This is a genomic window from Janthinobacterium sp. GL_088 (assembly GCF_057837845.1).
Genome location: NZ_CM174453.1, coordinates 56,220 through 74,945 on the forward strand (window position 1 = coordinate 56,220; position 18,726 = coordinate 74,945).

14 protein-coding genes and 4 tRNA genes are annotated in these 18,726 nt (G+C 60.8%); 14 read left to right on the top strand and 4 right to left on the bottom strand.

The window, feature by feature from the left end; genetic code table 11:
* Positions 1–137 precede the first annotated feature (137 nt).
* Positions 138–1,256 (top strand): hypothetical protein, encoded by a 1,119-nt coding sequence (locus AC3IQ7_RS00230; protein WP_489208046.1) that lies wholly within the window; start codon positions 138–140, stop codon positions 1,254–1,256.
* 197 nt (positions 1,257–1,453) lie between these two features.
* Here the strand turns inward: AC3IQ7_RS00230 and AC3IQ7_RS00235 are convergent, their stop codons facing one another.
* Entirely contained in the window at positions 1,454–3,325 is a 1,872-nt protein-coding gene (locus tag AC3IQ7_RS00235; protein ID WP_322428948.1) for a phosphoenolpyruvate carboxykinase (GTP), read from the bottom strand.
* 328 nt (positions 3,326–3,653) lie between these two features.
* Between AC3IQ7_RS00235 and AC3IQ7_RS00240 the strand changes: the two genes are divergently transcribed.
* On the top strand, positions 3,654–4,667 hold the full coding sequence (locus AC3IQ7_RS00240) for a D-2-hydroxyacid dehydrogenase family protein (protein WP_489208047.1): 1,014 nt from the start codon (positions 3,654–3,656) through the stop codon (positions 4,665–4,667).
* On the opposite strand, the gene AC3IQ7_RS00245 is transcribed toward AC3IQ7_RS00240, so the two are convergent.
* Positions 4,655–5,428, bottom strand: coding sequence for an L-asparaginase (locus tag AC3IQ7_RS00245; protein WP_489208048.1), 774 nt, complete (start codon positions 5,426–5,428; stop codon positions 4,655–4,657). The two genes, AC3IQ7_RS00240 and AC3IQ7_RS00245, sit on opposite strands and share 13 nt — an antisense overlap.
* Before the next feature lie 178 nt (positions 5,429–5,606).
* Between AC3IQ7_RS00245 and AC3IQ7_RS00250 the strand changes: the two genes are divergently transcribed.
* Together AC3IQ7_RS00250 and AC3IQ7_RS00255 are read left to right on the top strand one after the other, a co-directional pair.
* Positions 5,607–6,092: an asparaginase domain-containing protein gene (locus AC3IQ7_RS00250; RefSeq protein ID WP_034781194.1), complete on the top strand. Its 486-nt coding sequence runs from the start codon at positions 5,607–5,609 to the stop codon at positions 6,090–6,092.
* A 520-nt stretch (positions 6,093–6,612) separates the two neighbouring features.
* Complete coding sequence (locus AC3IQ7_RS00255) at positions 6,613–9,345, top strand: TonB-dependent receptor (RefSeq protein WP_099379251.1); 2,733 nt, start codon at positions 6,613–6,615, stop codon at positions 9,343–9,345.
* A 135-nt stretch (positions 9,346–9,480) separates the two neighbouring features.
* Here AC3IQ7_RS00255 and AC3IQ7_RS00260 read toward each other — a convergent pair whose 3' ends face one another.
* A complete protein-coding gene (locus AC3IQ7_RS00260; protein WP_034754435.1) occupies positions 9,481–10,377 on the bottom strand; it encodes a recombination-associated protein RdgC in 897 nt (298 codons plus the stop codon).
* 118 nt (positions 10,378–10,495) lie between these two features.
* Complete coding sequence (gene dinB, locus AC3IQ7_RS00265) at positions 10,496–11,650, bottom strand: DNA polymerase IV (RefSeq protein WP_099379250.1); 1,155 nt, start codon at positions 11,648–11,650, stop codon at positions 10,496–10,498.
* A gap of 185 nt (positions 11,651–11,835) precedes the next feature.
* Here dinB and AC3IQ7_RS00270 point away from each other — a divergent pair, with 185 nt between their 5' ends.
* The 10 genes from AC3IQ7_RS00270 (at position 11,836) to AC3IQ7_RS00315 (ending at position 18,681) form a co-directional block, all read left to right on the top strand.
* Positions 11,836–13,998 (top strand): S9 family peptidase, encoded by a 2,163-nt coding sequence (locus AC3IQ7_RS00270; protein ID WP_489208049.1) that lies wholly within the window; start codon positions 11,836–11,838, stop codon positions 13,996–13,998.
* Positions 13,999–14,097: 99 nt separating this feature from the next.
* A tRNA-Val gene (locus tag AC3IQ7_RS00275) sits at positions 14,098–14,173 on the top strand.
* A 54-nt stretch (positions 14,174–14,227) separates the two neighbouring features.
* Positions 14,228–14,304: transfer RNA gene (locus AC3IQ7_RS00280), tRNA-Asp, on the top strand.
* 217 nt (positions 14,305–14,521) lie between these two features.
* Positions 14,522–14,597, top strand: a tRNA-Val gene (locus AC3IQ7_RS00285).
* A 57-nt stretch (positions 14,598–14,654) separates the two neighbouring features.
* Positions 14,655–14,731 (top strand) — tRNA-Asp (locus tag AC3IQ7_RS00290).
* 108 nt (positions 14,732–14,839) lie between these two features.
* Positions 14,840–15,937: a hypothetical protein gene (locus AC3IQ7_RS00295; protein ID WP_322428943.1), complete on the top strand. Its 1,098-nt coding sequence runs from the start codon at positions 14,840–14,842 to the stop codon at positions 15,935–15,937.
* Positions 15,928–16,554: an ABC transporter ATP-binding protein gene (locus tag AC3IQ7_RS00300; protein ID WP_322428942.1), complete on the top strand. Its 627-nt coding sequence runs from the start codon at positions 15,928–15,930 to the stop codon at positions 16,552–16,554. The genes AC3IQ7_RS00295 and AC3IQ7_RS00300 overlap by 10 nt, the downstream gene beginning before the upstream one ends.
* Before the next feature lie 135 nt (positions 16,555–16,689).
* Positions 16,690–17,028, top strand: a complete 339-nt coding sequence (locus AC3IQ7_RS00305) for a CzcE family metal-binding protein (RefSeq protein WP_322428941.1) — start codon at positions 16,690–16,692, stop codon at positions 17,026–17,028.
* A gap of 130 nt (positions 17,029–17,158) precedes the next feature.
* Entirely contained in the window at positions 17,159–17,659 is a 501-nt protein-coding gene (locus AC3IQ7_RS00310; protein WP_489208050.1) for a sigma-70 family RNA polymerase sigma factor, read from the top strand.
* Positions 17,656–18,681 (top strand): FecR family protein, encoded by a 1,026-nt coding sequence (locus AC3IQ7_RS00315; protein ID WP_489208051.1) that lies wholly within the window; start codon positions 17,656–17,658, stop codon positions 18,679–18,681. The genes AC3IQ7_RS00310 and AC3IQ7_RS00315 overlap by 4 nt, the downstream gene beginning before the upstream one ends.
* The last annotated feature ends 45 nt before the right edge of the window (positions 18,682–18,726 follow it).

Consider the following 18,726-nt stretch of genomic DNA (forward strand, 5'->3'; position numbering starts at 1 on the left):
CCATCCCCCGGCCAGCTATGTTGCCCGGGGGATTTTTCTATGGGAAACTATTCTTTCTGGTCACAGCACCGGCTTTCAGAGAAAACATGCCGCACTTCCCCTCACGTTTATCCAGCTGGGTTCGCCATTGCGTAACCATGCCATGGTTGCTGTCGTCCGGCGTGGCGGTGGCTTGTTCTTGCATGCAGGAGATATCCGGCGAGTTCCTCCATGCGGCGCCGGCTGCATCCGGCAAGCCGGCCGTGGTCACCGTGCCTGCCAATGCACGTGGCATCCTGTTCCTTCCAAATCAATCTCCCGATTTCCTGGTCAGGGATCAGGATGGCCATATCCTTGTCGGCCCGCCTGTCCCCCTTTCCGCCAAGCGGTTTCGTATTATCGAGCGCGGTACGGGACGCAAGCTGACACCGGTGGCGGTACGATTGCGCGTGGAAAAACAGGTGGGAGTACAACCCTATATTTACTATCTGGCCAGCCCGAAAATGCAGCAATGCGCCGAAGAGAAGAACGCGTCCATGCCGATGTGCCGCAGGGTGAAAGCCATGGAACGGAGCTGGGACAAACCGGAACCGGAGGGGCCGAGCGATACCGTCAAGCGCTTCGCCATGCAGCAAGGCTTGCGTGAGGTCAGCGAGGAAATCGACGCCTCGTATGGCTTATACAGGATCGAGGCGCGCGAAGGCTTCAAGCCTGGCAAGCTGTACGACATCAGCTATCGCTCTACAGAGCGCAAGCTAACAGTGGTGCTGCGCATGGGCACCACGCCCTTGCGCATCAATGCCCCAGGTCAATTTTCCGTTCGCACAGATGGCGCACCGCGGCGTGAGCGTTTGCAGATGGCGCAGGGTGGCACTTGCTCCAGGACCGCCAAGCTGGCCAGCCAGCCCTTGCAACTGGCCTACGACGCGTATGAGTCGCTTGTGATGTACTTCATGCGGCACAAATTACATCAGGAAGACAGGCAGCAAACCGCGCCGCCAGGACGCTTTTTTCCCTTCCAATACTGGCCGTCCCTGTGTACCGACATCGCCCATGGCAGCAGCTTTCATGGCAATGGCCGCGAACTGGCGGTCGGCGATTGCAAGGCGCCTGCCGCACGCGAGGTCAAGGCCTACGCAGGCGTACTGGAAGTGGAGGACCGCTTGCATGAGACAGCGCCCCTGTCAGTCACATTTCCAAAGGCAAAACCGGAAGAATGTCCAGCAATGATGGACGAGGTCTATCCGATTTATTTCGTGCCAGCCCAGGCAGGCTAGCCCCCTCGAACGCGCCATAAAAAACGGCGCGGATTGCTCATGCAATCCGCGCCGTTTCTCTTTTTGATAGCACCCCAGTCATTGCCGGCGTGTCATTTATCGCACGCCAGTCTTTGCTGGCGTGTTTCTCCCCCACTACAACTCTCAACACCTGACAAGCTACTACGCTTGTCAGGCGCCGCTTTACGCTAACTTATTTATGCACCCAGCCGCTTTTCCAGCGCAGCCTTGTGATCTGCCAATTCCTGCGGCAGATGATACGCGAGTTTTTCAAACAACTCCGTATGCAATTTCAACTCTTCCACCCACGCGGCCTTGTCGATCGAGGTGATGGTGTCGAACTGTTGCTGCGTGAAGGGCAAGCCATCCCAGTTCAGATCGCCATACTGCGGCGTCGTGCCGAACAGGTTTTCCACGCCGCCCGCCTTGCCTTCGATACGCTCAAGCATCCATTTCAGCACGCGCATGTTGTCGCCGAAGCCAGGCCAGACGAATTTGCCAGCCTCGTCCGTGCGGAACCAGTTGACGCAATAGATCTTCGGCAGGGCAGCCGGGTTGACTTTGCCCACCTTGACGCCCATGTCCAGCCAGTGCTGGAAGTAATCGCTCATGTTATAGCCGATAAACGGCAACATGGCAAATGGATCGCGGCGCACGACACCCATCTGGCCCACGGCGGCGGCCGTTGTTTCCGAACCCATGGTGGCGGCCATGTAGACGCCTTCAACCCAGTTGCGCGCTTCGGTGACCAGCGGCACGGTGGTCGAGCGGCGGCCGCCAAAGATGAAGGCCGAGATCGGCACACCGGCCGGGTCGTCCCAGGCCGCGTCGATCACCGGGTTTTGCGTTGCCGCAACAGTGAAGCGTGCGTTCGGGTGCGCCGCCTTGGTGCCGGACGCTGGCGTCCAGTCCTTGCCCTGCCAGTCGATCAAATGGCTAGGCGCTTCTTTCGTCAAACCTTCCCACCAGACGTCGCCGTCGTCCGTCAGCGCCACGTTGGTGAAGATCGTGTTGTCGCGCATGGAGGCCATGCAGTTGTAATTGGTTTTTTCGTTGGTGCCCGGCGCCACGCCGAAGTAGCCCGCTTCCGGATTGATGGCATACAGGCGGCCATCCGCGCCCGGCTTGATCCAGGCGATATCGTCGCCGATGGTGGTCACTTTCCAGCCGTTAAAACTTGCCGGCGGGATCAGCATGGCGAAGTTGGTCTTGCCGCAAGCCGAGGGGAACGCCGCCGCCACGTAGTGCTTCTTGCCTTCCGGCGATTCCACGCCGAGGATCAGCATGTGTTCGGCCAGCCAGCCCGGATTGTTGTCCGATGCTTGCGCTTCCTGGTAGCCCATGTTCGAGGCGATGCGCAGGGCGAAACATTTCTTGCCCAGCAAGGCGTTACCGCCATAGCCCGAACCGAAGGACCAGATTTCACGCGTTTCCGGGAAATGCACGATGTACTTGGTGCTGTTGCACGGCCATTTCACGTCAGCCTGGCCAGCAGCCAGCGGTGCGCCCACGCTATGCACGCACGGCACGAACTCGCCATCGGTGCCCAGCACGTCGTACACGGCACGGCCCATGCGGGTCATGATCTTCATGTTGACGGCGACATACGGCGAGTCGGACAGTTCCACACCGATGTGCGCGATCGGCGAGCCCAGCGGGCCCATCGAGAAGGGCACGACGTACATGGTGCGGCCGCGCATGCAGCCGTCGAACAGGCCGTTCAAGGTGTGGCGCATCTCGCCAGGCTCGGTCCAGTTATTCGTCGGGCCGGCCGCTTCTTTCGTTGCCGAGCAGATATACGTGCGGTCTTCGACGCGGGCCACGTCGCTCGGATCGGAGCAGGCCAGGTAAGAATTCGGGCGCTTTTCGGCATTCAGTTTTTTCATGGTGCCGCTGGCAACCATTTCAGCGCACAGGCGCTCGTACTCTTCTTGCGAACCATCGCACCAGTAAATACGATCTGGCTTGGTCAGCGCGGCAATGTCGGCCACCCAGTTGATCAGTTTCTGTTGTTTAATATAAGCTGGGACGTTGAGTGCGGCGACGCCACCCATGACGGGCTGATTCATATTACCTCCAATACCAATAAAAGAAATTCTGGTCGTTCCGGCAAGACGGGCAGCATCGTCGAGAGGTGGCTGCGGCTCACTGCGGGCGGTGTGCTCACGCGGGCAGGGCTCTGGTGTCGTTTACCTGGATCATGCACCCAGGCTGCAGGAACAGTTTGCGCTATAACTATAATCAGGAAGCTTCAAAAGTGCCGGCGATTGTACACCCGCTAAACAGCTATTCTCGCAAAAATGTAGGAGAATAGCTTGACTAATGTAGTAGGCTATTCAGCATTTCCCGTATCCTGTTATTTCCCTACCAAATCCTCACTAAAATCGGCCATCCACCATGAAAATTGCCATACTTGATGATTACCAGGATGCCGTGCGCGGCCTCGATTGTTTCCAGTTGCTCGATGGCCACGAGGTCAAAGTGTTCAGCAATACGGCGCGGGGCCTGGGCCAGCTGGCGATCCGCCTGGCGCCGTTCGACGTGCTGGTGCTGATCCGCGAACGCAGCAGTTTCAACCGGGCCTTGCTGTCGAAACTGCCGAATTTGAAACTGATTTCGCAAACGGGCAAGGTCAGCGGACACATCGATGTGCCGGCCGCCACCGAGCTGGGCATCGCCATCGCGGAAGGCATCGGCTCGCCCACGGCGCCGGCCGAACTGACGTGGGCGCTGATCATGGCGGCGCAGCGCAAGATCGTGCCGTACGCGCAACATTTACAAGAGGGACTGTGGCAGACGTCGTCGCTGGAGCCAACGCGCAACACCCTCGGCACGGTATTGAAAGGGCGCACCCTGGCAATCTGGGGCTACGGCAAGATCGGTCAATTGATCGCCGGCTATGGCCGCGCCTTCGGCATGACCATCCTCGTGTGGGGCAGCGAAGCGAGCCGCGCCGCGGCCGTGGCGGCCGGCGATACGGCGGCAGAGTCGCGCGAGGCCTTCTTCGAGCAAGCCGACGTCTTGACCTTGCACCTGCGCCTGTCCGACGCCACGCGCGGGCTGGTAACAAGCCTGGACCTGGCGCGCATGAAGCCCACTTCCCTGTTCGTCAACACCAGCCGCGCCGAGCTGGTCGCCGATGGCGCGCTGGAAGCGGCGCTGCCACAGGGGCGCCCGGGCGCCGCCGCGCTGGACGTGTTTACGGACGAGCCGCTGCCGCCAGGCTCGCCATTGCTGCTGCTGCCGAACGTGCTGGCCACGCCACACCTGGGCTACGTCGAGCGTGACAGCTATGAGCTGTATTTCCGCTACGCCTTGCAAAACATCGTTGATTTTACGCAGGGTCAATGCACGCGCCTGCTCAATCCCGAAGCATTGCAGCATGCGCGGCAAGCCCCTCAGGAGCGCTGAAAGCCCTTCAACAGGTCCGGCTCGCCCGTGATGCGGATGGCGGGCGCGGGCTGCACGTGCCGGCCGCGCCACAGGCCGGCCCAGCCGGGCGGCCAGGCGATGTCCGGCCCACGGTACGGCGCCACGCCCGCGCGCACGGCCACGACCGGCACGGGCGGCATCTCGGGCAAGGGTTCGCCTGGCGTGCGCTGCATGTCCAGGCTGTACATGTAATGGGGCAATAAGGCGTCGCAGATGCGGCCAAACCAGTCGCTATGGTCGTCGTCGCGTCCCAGCGCCTGCGCCAGGCCTTGCGGATCGAAACGGGCCAGGGCATCGATCAACTCGCCAGTGGTGGCGCCGGGCGTGTCGCCCCAGCCCATCACGGGGTTGACGTTGTAATCGGCGCCCGAACCATACCAGCCTTCGCGCCAGGGGCGTTGCATCCAGTCGCGCGGTCCCGTAAACAAATGCCAGCGCCAGTGCAGGCCCGACGGCTTGGGCCAGGAATACAGATACAGTTTTTGATAGCCGGCCTGATGCAGTTCGCGCACCATGGCCATCAGGCGCGCGTGCGGCATGCGGTCCGGCGGCGCGCGGCGAAACAGGATCGCTTCGCCATCGGCAAACTGCACATCGTCGGTCGACAGGTTCAGGTCCAGGGTCCGCGCTTCGCTGCCGAAACGGGCGGCGATCCAGCCCGTCAGCAAATTGACGGACGTGATCACCCCGTAACCGCGGTGGCGGTGAAAAATGACGGTGCCGGGAGCGAGCGCTTTCATACGGAGTCGGGGTGGCAGGCAAACAAAGAAACCAGTGTACTCACAGATGGCCAAATTTTCCAGATGCGGCGCAGTAGCAAGGCGGCAAGCACGCTGCCCCATCTGCGGCAGCATTCACGCAACGTTGCCAATCCACGCTATCATGCGCGTCATTCTCCACTGACATCGTGACCACATCATGACTTTGCGCATACTCGCCACTGGCGGCACTTTCGACAAACACTACAACGAATTGAACGGTACCCTGGGCTTTTCCGACAGTCATTTGCCGGCAGCGATTGCCCGCGCGCGCATGACGGCGCCCGTGGCGCTGGAGCAATTGCCCCTGCTCGATTCGCTCGACATGCAGGATGCGGACCGTCAGCGCGTGCTGGCCTCGTGCCGCGCGGCGCAGGAGAAAGCCATCGTCATCATCCACGGCACCGACACCATGCGCGAAACAGCGCAAGTGCTGGGCGCGGCGAACCTGCAGCAAACGGTGATTTTGACGGGGGCCATGATTCCCTACGAAATCGACAACTCCGATGCCTTGTTCAACCTGGGCTTTGCCTGCGGCGTGGCGCAAACCTTGCCAGCCGGCGTGTACGTGGCCATGAATGGCCAGATCTTCGCCTGGGACAATGTGCAAAAGAACCGCGCCGCCGGCGTATTCCAGCCCTTGTAAGCCAATGCCCGACAGCGCACGACAGTCAGACCGACACACGGTCTGACTGGCACGCTGTCACAATTCGACCAGCCCGTTTTAACGGGCTTTTTTTACGTTTTTTTGCCTTTCAAAAATTCTGCAAAGCCGCAGATTTCGTCGAATTATTGCAGGTAAAACATCAAATTGCCAATACAATAATTTTATGTTGTAAAAAAACGCCATTCATCATTTTTAAAAACACCGATATTATTAAATATAAAACTGCAATTTAACAATTAACTTGAATATTCTTCTGTATCCATAATTTATTGCCAAATCCGACACGGTTGATATGCATTTTTTCTTGCTGAGACGACATAATGTTCGCCTCGACAAGTCAAAAGTGCATTTATAACAATATTGCGCTAAGTAGTCTTCCACTTCCCACCGACGTGGTTCCGCCTACCGTACACGAGCACTGCTGGTCATCTATCCGATGGCTTATACGTGCTCGTGTACTGCTTGTCGTTATTAAAACTACTACGGAGTAATTGTTACAATGGCATTTAAAGAAAAAATTGGCGTGCGCAGCGTACGCCTGGCCCTGACCGTTCTGGCAGGTAGCGTCTTGTTCTCTGGCCAATCCATGGCGGACGAAGCAATTCAAAAAGTTGAAATTACCGGTTCGAGCATCAAGCGTATCGCTGTCGAAGGCGCCTTGCCTGTACAGCGCCTGTCGCAAGAAGCGATCGCCAAATCGGGCGCCACTTCGGTAGCCGACCTGATCCAGGCACTGCCAGCCATGCAAGGCTTCACCATCGGCGCAGTCGCCGCTGGTTCGAATTCGGGCGGCAATACCAGCGCATCGCTGCACGGTATCGGCGAGACCTACACCCTGGTGCTGTTGAACGGCCGCCGCATCGCGCCACAAGGTTCCGGCACCACGGTCAACCTGAACGCCATCCCGATGAGCGCCGTTGAGCGCGTCGAAGTCCTGACCGACGGCGCTTCGGCCCTGTACGGCTCGGACGCCATCGCCGGCGTAGTCAACTTCATCCTGAAGAAAAACCAGCAAGGCGCCACCCTGGAAGCCACTTACAGCGCTCCGGAAGCCAAGGGCGGCAACACCTGGAATACCAGCGTCACCTATGGTTTCGGAGACCTGGACGAAGACCGCTTCAACGTGCTGGTCTCGTACCGCCACGACGAGCAGTCGAAACTGCGCGCTACCGACCGTACGTTCGCCGATAGCTCGTACCTGAAATTCGCCCGCGGCGGCAAGAACTACATCTGGGACCGCACCAGCACCTCGGCTGCACCAGCAGGCGCCACCGTTGCCTACAAGACAAAAGACAGTGTCTCGACCGCATTCACGCCTTACCTGGAGATGACCGGCGAATGCCCTACAGGTTTCGACCTCACCACCAGCAATGCACGCGCTTGCGGTTTCGACACCGGTTCCACCGTGGAAATCGTGCCGCAATCGAAACGCGACAGCCTGTTTACCAAAGGCACGTACAAGCTGAACGACAACCTGAACGCGTTCGCCGAAGTCGCCTACTCGCGCTTCGACCTGACCGCGCGTATCGCCGCCAATCCGATTCCGATTTCGATCGCCAAGGACAGCGCGCTGTACAACACCTATGTGTCGCCCTACCTGACGCCAGCGCAACGTGCCGACGTCAAGTCGGTCACCGCCAACTACCGTACGACGGACTTCGGTCTGCGCGCCAGCAACACCATCACCGAAACCAAGCACATGGTGGTGGGCGTGGAAGGTGAACTGGGCGCCTGGAACTTCGAAAGCGGCCTGACCTGGTCGCAAAACTCGATCGACGAGCGCTACACGGGCGGTTACGCAACAAATCAAGGCTTCAAGGACATCCTCGCCAATCCGGATTTCAATCCGTTTGCAACAACGCAAAAGCCATCCGTGCAGTCGCAAATCGCTGGCGCGCAGTTCATCGGTTCGATCCGTACCGCATCGACCACCATGCGCGGCGTCGACACGCACGGTTCGCGTGAACTGTTCGACCTGCCAGGCGGCAAGGCCAGCCTGGGTATCGGTGGCGATTACCGCACCTACCGCTATGAGCAGTCGCCAGACAGCAACGGCACGTCGAAAGATATCTACAACTTCAACACCTCGCCTGCCTACGACTTGAGCCGCGATACCTATGGCGCTTTCGTCGAATTGCTGGCACCGCTGACCAAGTCGTTCGAAATGACCGTTGGCGGCCGTTACGATGCCGTCAAGGCGATCGATGACAAGCTGAACAGCAAAACTGTCGGCAAAAAAGACAGCGCCAATACCTACAAGGTATCGGCACGCTGGCAGCCGGTACAAACCGTGCTGATCCGCGGTTCCTACGGCACGGGCTTCAAGGCGCCAAGCATGCTGGACCTGGCACAGCCATTGGTCACTGCAGGCTTTACTGCCAAGAAATTTGATTGCCCTTACCCAGGTACGGCACTGTGCCGCGCGGAAGCAACGCAATACAACGCCATGTCGGAAGGTAATCCTGAGCTGCAATCGGAAAAATCGAAACAGTTCACCCTGGGCTTCCGTGTCGAGCCTAGCGCGGCCTTCTCGTTCGGCGCCGACCTGTGGGATGTGAAACTGCGTAATGCCGTATCGGAAATCACCGAAGCGCAGGCATTTGCCGATCCAGTCAAGTACGCGACGAGCTTCACGCAATATATCGAACCGTCGACCGGCAATCCCTACTACGCGTTCAAGAAACTGTCGGTCAACATCGGCAAGAAGGAATACCGTGGTATCGACTGGGATCTGTCGGCCAACCACAAGTTTGACTTCGGCAAGCTGACCGCCCAACTGAGCGGTACGCACATGTTGCACGCGAACTACACCAAAGCTGGTAGCGACAATATCTACACCAGCAACATGGACTTCTTCGGCGATACCAACGAAGTCACGTTCCGCAACCTGATGAAGCTGACGACGACCCTGGATACGGGCCGCCTGAGCAACACGGTAACGGTCAACTACCGTAACGGCTACACCGATGCGGCAGCTACCGTGTACGACGTGGCCACCAAAAAAGAAGTGAAGGATTTCCGCCTGCAAGTTCCGTCGTACACCACGTTCGACTGGCAAGCGCGTTTCGCCTTTGACAAGCAAACCACGATCCGCGCAGGCATCAAAAACCTGTTCGACCGTGCACCGCCGCTGTCGCTGCGCTCTTCGTCGGGCCACCAGGTTGGTTTCGACCCACGCTACGCCGATCCAATGATGCGTTCGTTCTACATCACCGGCAACTACAAGTTCTAATTTGACGTTGTAAATTAGCTTGTCTCGAAAGCGCCTTGCACCTCACCGTGCAAGGCGCTTTTTTTATGCAGCAACACATTGCATAGGCGAAAAAAAAGGAGCCGCAGCTCCTTTTCCGTACCGGCATGACTGCGCTTATGCAGTCGCTTCGCCGCCCAATGCCTCGACCACGTCGGCCATCAGCTTGGAGAGCTCGCCCGTCATCAGCATCACGTCGCCGTCGAAACGCTCTTCGTCGTTCTTCGTGCTCGATTCCGTTTCCTTGATCACGTCCAGCGGCTTGACGCTCTTGATGGCCAGCGACTCCGTCAGCACGAACGAAATCTTGTCGTTCCACGTCATGGCCAGGCGCGTGCACTGCTTGCCGGCCGCGATATGGCGGCGCACGTCGTCCGCTTCCAGCGTGTGGCGCACGTAGCGCACGGTGGCCTTGCTCTCGCCCGTGGCGCGCAATTCCGTATCCATGTCGACCGTGAAGCCGGCCGGCGCATCGTCCGCTTGCAGCCATTCCGTCATCACCGCCACGGGCGAGCGCTGCACGCGCAGGCTTTCCAGCGGCAGTTTGTCGACGGCTTTGAGCAGCAGCTTGATGACTTCATCGGCTTTTGCCGGGCTGGCGGCATCGACCACCAGCCAGCCATTGACGGGATCGATCCACGTCCAGACGTTGCTGCGGATGCTGAAGGCGCGCGGCAGCAGCTCGTCGGCCACGCGTTCCTTCAATTCCTTCATGGCCTTTTTACCAGGCGCAAACCCTTGCGCTTCTTCCATCTCGGCAGCGCGGGCCTTGGCCACCTGGTTGATGACGGTCGCTGGCAGCAGTTTCTTTTCCGTGCCCAGCAGGATCAGCATCTGCTTGTTGACCACGTGGACCAGGCCGCCGTTCGGGCGTGGCGTATCCCAGCCCTGGCGCATCAGATCCATGCTGGTCGCCGGCGTAAATTTGTTCGAGGACAAGGCCTCTTCCAGTTGTTCTGGCGTGTAGGCCCATGGTGCGGGCAGGCGGTAAATCTGAAGATTCTTGAACCACATAGTTTTTGTCTTCCGTTTGTTTCAGTAGTGCCAGGGGAACGCCATTCTACACTTTCGACACGGGAATGCCGTCAAAAGCGCGGACTGGCGTGGTGTTGTTGATGCGTGGAGAATGCCGCTACAGGGCGGGAAACAGCTCCGCCTGGGCTGGCGCCTGCCGCATCACGCTGGCCGGATCGGACAAGGTCGAGATGCGCACGCCCAGCAGGCGGATTTTCTTTTCAAATGGCACGCGCCGCAAGCAATCGCGGCTGGCGCGCAGGATGGCGGCGGCGTCCGCCGTGGCGCTGGGCAAGGTGATGTCGCGCGTGACGGTGCTGAAATCCTCGAAGCGCAGCTTGATGCCCACCGTGCGCCCCGCCAGCGACTGTTTGTCGAGGTCGCCGGCCACGCGCGTGCACAGGCTTTCCAGCTTTTCCGACAGGGTGGCGCGGTCGCGCACCACCTGCAAGTCGCGCTCGAACGTCGTTTCGCGGCTGACGGACTTGGTTTCCCGGCTCGTCTGCACGGGCCGCTCATCGATGCCCAGCGCCGCCTGGCGCAGCCAGCCCGTGTACAGGTCGCCAAACTGCGTGCGCAGCATGGCCATGTCGGCCTGCGCCAGCTCGCCGATGGTGACAATGCCCAAGGCTTCCAGCTTGGCCGTCGCCTTCGGGCCGATGCCGTTGATCTTTTTCGCCGGCAAGGGCCACACGCGCGTGGCGATATCTTCGGGCGACAAAATGGTGAGCCCGTCGGGTTTTTCCAGGTCAGAACAGATTTTCGCCAACAATTTGTTCGGCGCCAGGCCGATCGAGCACGACAGGCCCGTCGCCTCGGACACCGCCGCCTTCAGGTGCGCCGCCATGGCCGGCGCCTGCTCACCGTATTCGGTCAGATCGACATAGATTTCATCGATGCCCACGTTCTGGATGATGGGGCACAACCGGGCCACGGCCTGCTTGAAGCGGGCCGAATATTCGCGGTAAGCCTCGAAATCGGCCGGCAGCAGGATGCTGTCGGGCGCGAGCTTGGCCGCCTTCATGATGCCCATGGCGGAAAACACGCCAAAGGCGCGCGCCGCGTAGGTCGAGGTGGTGACGACGCCGCGCCCCACGTAGTCGCGCATGCGCGCAAATTGCCGCGTGCCATCTTCCTGCAGCACGGGCTGCTGCAAGCGCCCGCCGCCGATGACGACGGCTTCGCCGCGCAATTCCGGATATTTCAACAGTTCCACAGAGGCGAAGAAGGCGTCCATGTCCAAGTGGGCTATCCAGCGGCGGGTTTCAGGCAATGTAGGGGCAGATGCGGTCAAGGACACCTCGCGGCGGGATGCTATCGGATACTGTAATTATATACAGTATCGCTGCAAATGCCAGTGGATGCAAGCAATGGGACGGTATTGATTGAAATCATGATTGGCTTTTCTATTTAGCAAGAATAGAATCGCTGCACAACAACGAAACCTAGGGAGTTGCCTTGTCCACTGTACCTCACGTCTTACGCCGACTGGCCGTCTGCTCATCCATCCTGCCGGCCGTGCTTCTCTCCACCTTGGCGCCATCCGCGCTGGCCGACACCACCACCATAACCACCAGTGCACCGGTCGCCGCCAAGACGGCTTGGCAGGAAACGCGCCACGGCACGGTCGTCACGGATGACTACCGCTGGCTGCAAAAGAAAACCGATCCTGCCGTGATCGACTACCTGAATGCGGAAAACGCCTACACGGCCGCCGTCACGGCGCCGATCCAGCCGCTGGCCGACAAGGTGTATGCGGAAATCAAGGGCCGCATGCAGGAAGTGGACCTGTCCGTGCCCGCGCGCCAGGGCAATTTCTACTATTACACGCGCGTGGAAGCGGGCAAGCAATACCCGATTCACTGCCGCCGCCCCGTCGGCGCCAGTGGCGCCTACGATGCGCAGGCGGCTGAAGAAATCCTGCTGGACCAGAATCAATTGGCCGAAGGCCACAAATTCTTTGCCGTGCGCGCCTTCAGCGTCAGCCCGAATGAACAGTTGCTGGCCTACACCACCGACACGACGGGTTTCCGCCAGTACGAGTTGCATGTCAAGGATTTGAAAACGGGCAAACTGCTGGGCGACAGCATGCCGCGCGTGACATCGCTGGCGTGGGCAGCGGACAACGCCACCCTGATGCTGGCGCAGGAAGACGCTACCACCAAGCGCTCGGATCGATTGTTCCGCCTGGCCCTGGGCGGTGCGCCGCAACAGGTCTACCACGAGCCGGTGGAACAGTTCGCCATCAACGTGGGTCGCACGCGCGACAAGCAATTCTTCGTGCTCACCTCGGGCAGCACGGATACCAGCGAAGTGCTGCTGCTGCCAACGAGCAAGCCGCAAGGCATCTTTCAATCCGTGCTGAAACGTGAAAAAGGCCACCGCTACGGCATCGAGCACCGCGACGGCCAGCTGTATATTCTGACCAACAAGGAGGCGAAGAATTTCCGTGTCGTCAGCGCGCCCTTGTCCGCGCCGCAGCCGAAGAACTGGAAGCCGGTCGTGCCGCACAACAAGTATGCCGTGATCCAGTCCATCGACGTCTTCCAGGGTTACCTGGTGGTGATGGAAAAGGCGCGCGCCCTGAACCGCGCCCGCATCCTTGATTTTGCGCAAAAGAATTGGAAGACGGTGCAGTTCGACGACCCCGTCTACCTGGCCACGGCGGCCGGTACGCCGGAGTTTTCCGCCACGCAATTTCGCATGTCTTACCAGTCTCCCGTTACGCCACCCACCGTCATCGACGTCAACATGCAGGATGGCAAGCGCACGGTGCTCAAGCAGCAGGAAATCGTCGGCGGCTTTGACGGCAGCCGCTACACGACGCAGCGCTTGTGGGTCAAGGCGCGCGATGGCGTGCAAGTGCCGCTGTGGATTGTCTACAAGAAAGGCGTCAAGCTCGACGGTTCCGCGCCGCTGCTGCTGTACTCGTATGGTTCGTATGGCATTTCCACGGAAGCCAGTTTTGCCATCAGCCGCATCAGCCTGCTGGAACGGGGCGTCATCTATGCGCAGGCGCATATCCGCGGCGGCACCGACATGGGTGAAGCCTGGCATGAGGACGGCATGCTGATGAAGAAGAAAAACACCTTCAATGACTTCATCGACAGCGCCGACTATCTGGTGCGCGAAAAATGGACCAGCCCGAACCGCCTGATCATCCAGGGCGGCAGCGCGGGCGGCTTGCTGATGGGCGCCGTCGTCAACATGCGCCCCGACCTGTTCCACGCCGTGCACGCAGCCGTGCCGTTTGTCGACGTGATGAACACCATGATGGACGCCAGCCTGCCGCTGACCACGGGAGAATATCTGGAATGGGGCGACCCGAACCAGAAGGCCGCGTACGACTACATGCTCAGCTACTCGCCATACGACAACATTGCGCGCAAGAATTATCCCGCCATGCTGGTGACGACGGGCCTGAACGACAGCCAGGTCATGTACTGGGAACCGGCAAAATACGTGGCCAAGCTGCGCGCATATAAGACGGATGGCAATCCCCTGCTGCTGAAAACGAATATGGGTGCCGGCCACGGCGGTGCGTCGGGCCGCTACAACGCCATTGCCGAGAACGCATTCAATATGGCGTGGATGCTGTCGCAGTGGAATATCACGGAATAATGTGAAAAAAGCGCTTGCAGAAGGATTTTAGCCGTCCTATAATAGCGCCTCTTCCAGACGTGGTGACAAACGTCGGGATGGTTTTCTGAGACAAGCAACGGGTGCTTAGCTCAGTTGGTAGAGCGGCGCCCTTACAAGGCGTAGGTCGGGAGTTCGAGCCTCTCAGCACCCACCAAATCAGAAAACTGTCCAGTGCTTCATGGATCAGCAACACAGATCATACGAGCTTGGAGTGGTAGTTCAGTTGGTTAGAATACCGGCCTGTCACGTCGGGGGTCGCGGGTTCGAGTCCCGTCCGCTCCGCCAATAAAAGAAAAGCCCTTTGGTTCCCAGAACCGAAGGGCTTTTCCCATTTCAGAAGCCAAAAACACGCCTATCCCCCCTCGCCTGAACATTTTTGCGCTTTTCAGCAAAAAAACTGCCATTCGCCGTCAAGAATAGTTGCACAAGCACGAAAGCGCCCCCTATAATAGTGCCTCTTCCAGACGTGGTGACAAACGTCAGGATAGTTTTCTGGGTATGCGGGTGCTTAGCTCAGTTGGTAGAGCGGCGCCCTTACAAGGCGTAGGTCGGGAGTTCGAGCCTCTCAGCACCCACCACCAAAACAGAAAATTATCCAGTGCTTCATGGATCAGCAACACAGATCATACGAGCTTGGAGTGGTAGTTCAGTTGGTTAGAATACCGGCCTGTCACGTCGGGGGTCGCGGGTTCGAGTCCCGTCCGCTCCGCCAATAAAAGAAAAGCCCTTTGGTTCCCAGAACCGAAGGGCTTTTCCCATTTCTGGACAGCAAATGCTCTAGAATCAGCGCTACCCTGACTCCACCCCTGCCCGCATGCGCTTGCCCCGTAGTATTCACCCCTACCTCGCCCTGCGACTGCGCCTGGCCCATCATGCTTTGCTGCAATTTGCCGCCAGCCTGGCCAGTTCCATGGAAATTCTCGTGTTCCTGGCCGGTCCCGTCCTGCTGGGTCTGCTCAGCGTCATCGCCCTGCCCGGCTTTCTCGCCATGACACTGCCCTGGCCCGCCGCTTTGAGCCTGCTGGCCGCGCAAGCCTTGCTCACGTGCCTGCCCGCGTGGCTGCTGCGCAAGCGATTGTTGCCGGCCAGTACCGCCGCCTGGCTGCGCCAACTGCCCTTGCCGCCGCGCCTGCGCTGGCAGGCCGACATCGCCGTGGCCGGCCTGCTGATGCTGCCGCTGGGCCTCGCCTATGCCGTCTCGGCCGCCATCTGGCTGATACAGTCGCCGCCCTGGCTGCGCACTATCGTCGCGCCCGGCATGGCCGCCACCCTCATCATCTGGCTGCTGGCGTGGATATTGACGAGCGGCATCATCGCGCTGCGCCTGCGCGCACCCCGCCCCGCCCAAGGGGCGCGCCCGCCCACGATGACGACCTACGTGCCGCAACGCCACCGCTGGCACAGCGTATTCCTGTGGCGCCAGCTGTTCTGGCTGCCGTTCTGGCGCAACGAAAATGTGATCGGCCTGCAGCAAAGCGTGCTGCTGGCCACGGCTGGCGCCAGCATGCTGGCCTGGCTGCTGCGCACACCGCTCGTGCCCGCGCCGCTGCTTGGCTTGCTGGCCAGCGCCAGCCTGGTCATTCTGACGGACCGGGGCGACAAGGCCGTGCGCGAGCAGATCGCCGTGCTGCGTCCCACCTTGGACGCCTGGCCCCTGGCCAGCACGGGCTTGACGCGCCTGGCCTGCGCGGCCAGTCTGCTGCCGGCGTTTGCCGTGCTGCTGGCGGGTGCTTTCTTGCTGTACGTCATCGATCCGTCAGTCCTGCAGCAGCGCGTGACCAGCGTGTATGCCCTCACTGCCAGCGCCGCCCTGCTGGCCATCGTCGGCCTGCCCCGCCTGACGGCGCGCGGGCGGGTCGTCCTCGTCGTCCTGTCCATCCTTGCCTTGAGCGCCATCGGAAGCGAATTATGGAATTGAACCTGCCTTCTCCCGTGCTGCACATCGAGCACCTTGATTTTCACTTTCCCACGCACAGCGTCTTCCAGGGATTCAATCTGCAATGCGGCCCCGGCATCAACTGGCTGCGTGGCGCGAACGGGGCCGGCAAGACGACCTTGCTGAAGCTGGCGGGCGGCGCCCTGCTGCCCGCGCGCGGCGCTATCCGCCTGGACGATATCGACAGCGGCTGCATGCCGTTAGCCTACCGCGCGCAAGCTTTCTATTGCGGCGGCGACCTACCCGCCCTGCCCTGGCTGCAAGTGCACGAGTTTCTCGACCTGCACCTGGCCCTGTATCCGGGCTGCGACCAGTCCCTGCTGAACGACGAGTTGAGCGCGTTTGCCCTGACGTCCACCTTGCAGCAGAGCATCACCGCCCTGTCCCTGGGCCAGCATAAAAAACTGCAACTGGCGCTGGCACTGGCCTTGCCCGTGCGCCTGCTGCTGATCGATGAACCGTTCAATGGCCTCGATGCCTCCGCCATGGCGTACTTGCGCCAGCGCTTAGCCGAGCCATCCCGCCTGGCGCGCCAGTGCATCGTGCTGACCAGCCACCTGGCGCCCGACGTGCCACTGGCGGCGACGGTGGAAATATAGACAGGAAATACAGCTTTGCAGATCGACCAAGGACAGCTTACGATGCCGTGTTGCAAAAACCGGCGATCCCGGTGCAGCCACCACCATAAAACGGCGCGGTTATTCACCGCGTCCAGCCTATTCTTGGAGATCAGCATGTTGAACACCCACCGCCGCGCCCTGGCCATCCTGTGCGCCGCCTTTGCCACCTCCGCCATCGCTGCCGGCCCCACGGGCACGGCCGCCGACTACGGCAGCAGCGCCCCACGCGCCGCCGCCCAGCGCAGCATCGAGCTGCAGCCCGACACGCGCCACATCAACGTCACGCGCGGCGAAACCGTCACCATCGCGCGCGCCGGCCAGCGTTTTACGTGGCACGTGCAAACTTTCAGCAACAAGACCGTCTTCGCCCTGAGCGACATCGCGCCGAAGGACATGGCCGTCGACGGTATCCAGGTGTATGTGGCCGCCAATCCGCAGTACGCGGGCAGCTGAGCTTCAGCATAAACACCACGGCACGGAAGCGCGGCATCGACAGCGGCGTTGGGGCACTGCTACAATGAGAATCGTTATCATTTACGGCATGTTAGCAACGCCGTCCTGCCCTTCCTGCCGACTGTCTCCCGTGGTTGCACGTTATTACCGAGAACTGCTGAATTTTTGCCTGCGCAGCCTGAAGGATCGGGCGGCCGCCGCTGACGTAGTGCAGGAAAGTTATGCCCGCTTCCTCAGCATGCAGCGCGCGGGGCAAGCCATCGCCGAGCCACGCGCCCTGCTGCACCAGACGGCGCGCCGCCTGCTGATCGATGGCCACCGCCGCCGCGCCGTGCGCGACCATGACGAGCTCGACATCTTGCTGGAAACGCAGCAGCCTTCTGCGCCCGCGCATGCGCAGCCGGAAGAAATCTATGCCTATGAGGAATATGCCACGGCCATCGCCCGCGCCATCGAAGCCTTGCCACCGCGCTGCCGCGAAGCATTCATCCTGAACCGTTTCGATGGCCTGTCGCACCAGCAAGTGGCGGACCAGATGGGCATTTCGCGCAATATGGTGGCGCAGCACATCATGCGCGGCGTGCTCGCCTGCAAGGCCGTGGAAGAGCGCATGCAGGAGACGCAGCCATGAGACCATCGGATCGCCACGACAGCGCCGCCTTCCTCGCGCAACAGCCCGCGCTGGACGTGCAGGCCGCCGACTGGCTGGTGCGCCGCCAGGATGGCCTCGACGATCGCGAGGAAGCGGCCTTCCAGCAATGGCTGGCCGCCAGCGCGGCGCATGCAGCTGCCTACGCACAACTGACCCGCGCATGGTATGGCCTCGGTGCATTGCCGGACGCCACCATCGCCCGCCTGCGTCCCGTACCCGTCAGCAAGGCGGCGCCATCGCCGCCCCGCCTTGCCTGGCTGATGCAACTGTGCCAGCCCATGCGCCTGGCTGGCGCCGCCGTCGTTTGCGCCGTGCTGGCGGGCGGCTGGCAATACTGGCTGCATCAGCCCGTCTACAGCGCCAGCTTTGCCAGCGCGCGCGGCGAACAATTGACCGTGGAATTGCCCGACGGCAGTACCTTGCGCCTGGACACAGCCACGCGCGCCGACGTCACCCTGTACCGCCAGCGCCGCGAAGTGCGCCTGCCGGAAGGCCAGGCCCTGTTGACGGTCGCGCCCGACAAGACCCGCCCGTTCGAGGTGCTGGCCGGCCCCGTACGCGTCACCGTGCTGGGCACGCGCTTTAGCGTGCGCCATACGCATAGCGGCCTGTACGGCGATGGCGCCAATGTGCAAGTGGAACATGGCATCGTGCGCGTGGCGGGCAACGGCGCACCGCTGGTGCTGACGGCGGGCCAGGCCGTGCGTAGCGATGCGGCGGGCAAGCTGGGAGCGTTGACGAATGCCACGCCCGAGGATGCCCTGCTGTGGCGCGAAGGCCGTGCGCATTTCAACAACACGCCACTGCGTGTAGCCCTGGCCGAGTTCGAACGCTACGGCCCGACGCACTTGCGCCTGGGCGATGCGGCCGTGGGCGAACTGCGCCTGAACGGCAGTTTCAAACTGCGCGAAGTGGCATCCTTCCGCCGCGCCCTGCCGCAAGTGCTGCCCCTGCGCCTGCACGAAGAAGGCGGCAGCACCGTCATCACGGCCGCGCCGTAAATTTTTTTGCGATTGACCTCAACTGTTTGGCAGTTCGTGCGTCTT

What these genes read in the sequence shown, in the direction of transcription:
- AC3IQ7_RS00230 (WP_489208046.1), top strand. Translation starts at nt 138, where the DNA reads ATGCCATGGTTGCTGTCGTCCGGCGTGGCGGTGGCTTGTTCTTGCATG.
- AC3IQ7_RS00260 (WP_034754435.1), bottom strand. Translation starts at nt 10,377, where the DNA reads ATGTGGTTCAAGAATCTTCAGATTTACCGCCTGCCCGCACCATGGGCC.
- AC3IQ7_RS00315 (WP_489208051.1), top strand. Translation starts at nt 17,656, where the DNA reads ATGAGACCATCGGATCGCCACGACAGCGCCGCCTTCCTCGCGCAACAG.
- AC3IQ7_RS00300 (WP_322428942.1), top strand. Translation starts at nt 15,928, where the DNA reads ATGGAATTGAACCTGCCTTCTCCCGTGCTGCACATCGAGCACCTTGAT.
- AC3IQ7_RS00235 (WP_322428948.1), bottom strand. Translation starts at nt 3,325, where the DNA reads ATGAATCAGCCCGTCATGGGTGGCGTCGCCGCACTCAACGTCCCAGCT.
- AC3IQ7_RS00245 (WP_489208048.1), bottom strand. Translation starts at nt 5,428, where the DNA reads ATGAAAGCGCTCGCTCCCGGCACCGTCATTTTTCACCGCCACCGCGGT.
- AC3IQ7_RS00255 (WP_099379251.1), top strand. Translation starts at nt 6,613, where the DNA reads ATGGCATTTAAAGAAAAAATTGGCGTGCGCAGCGTACGCCTGGCCCTG.
- AC3IQ7_RS00305 (WP_322428941.1), top strand. Translation starts at nt 16,690, where the DNA reads ATGTTGAACACCCACCGCCGCGCCCTGGCCATCCTGTGCGCCGCCTTT.
- AC3IQ7_RS00250 (WP_034781194.1), top strand. Translation starts at nt 5,607, where the DNA reads ATGACTTTGCGCATACTCGCCACTGGCGGCACTTTCGACAAACACTAC.
- AC3IQ7_RS00240 (WP_489208047.1), top strand. Translation starts at nt 3,654, where the DNA reads ATGAAAATTGCCATACTTGATGATTACCAGGATGCCGTGCGCGGCCTC.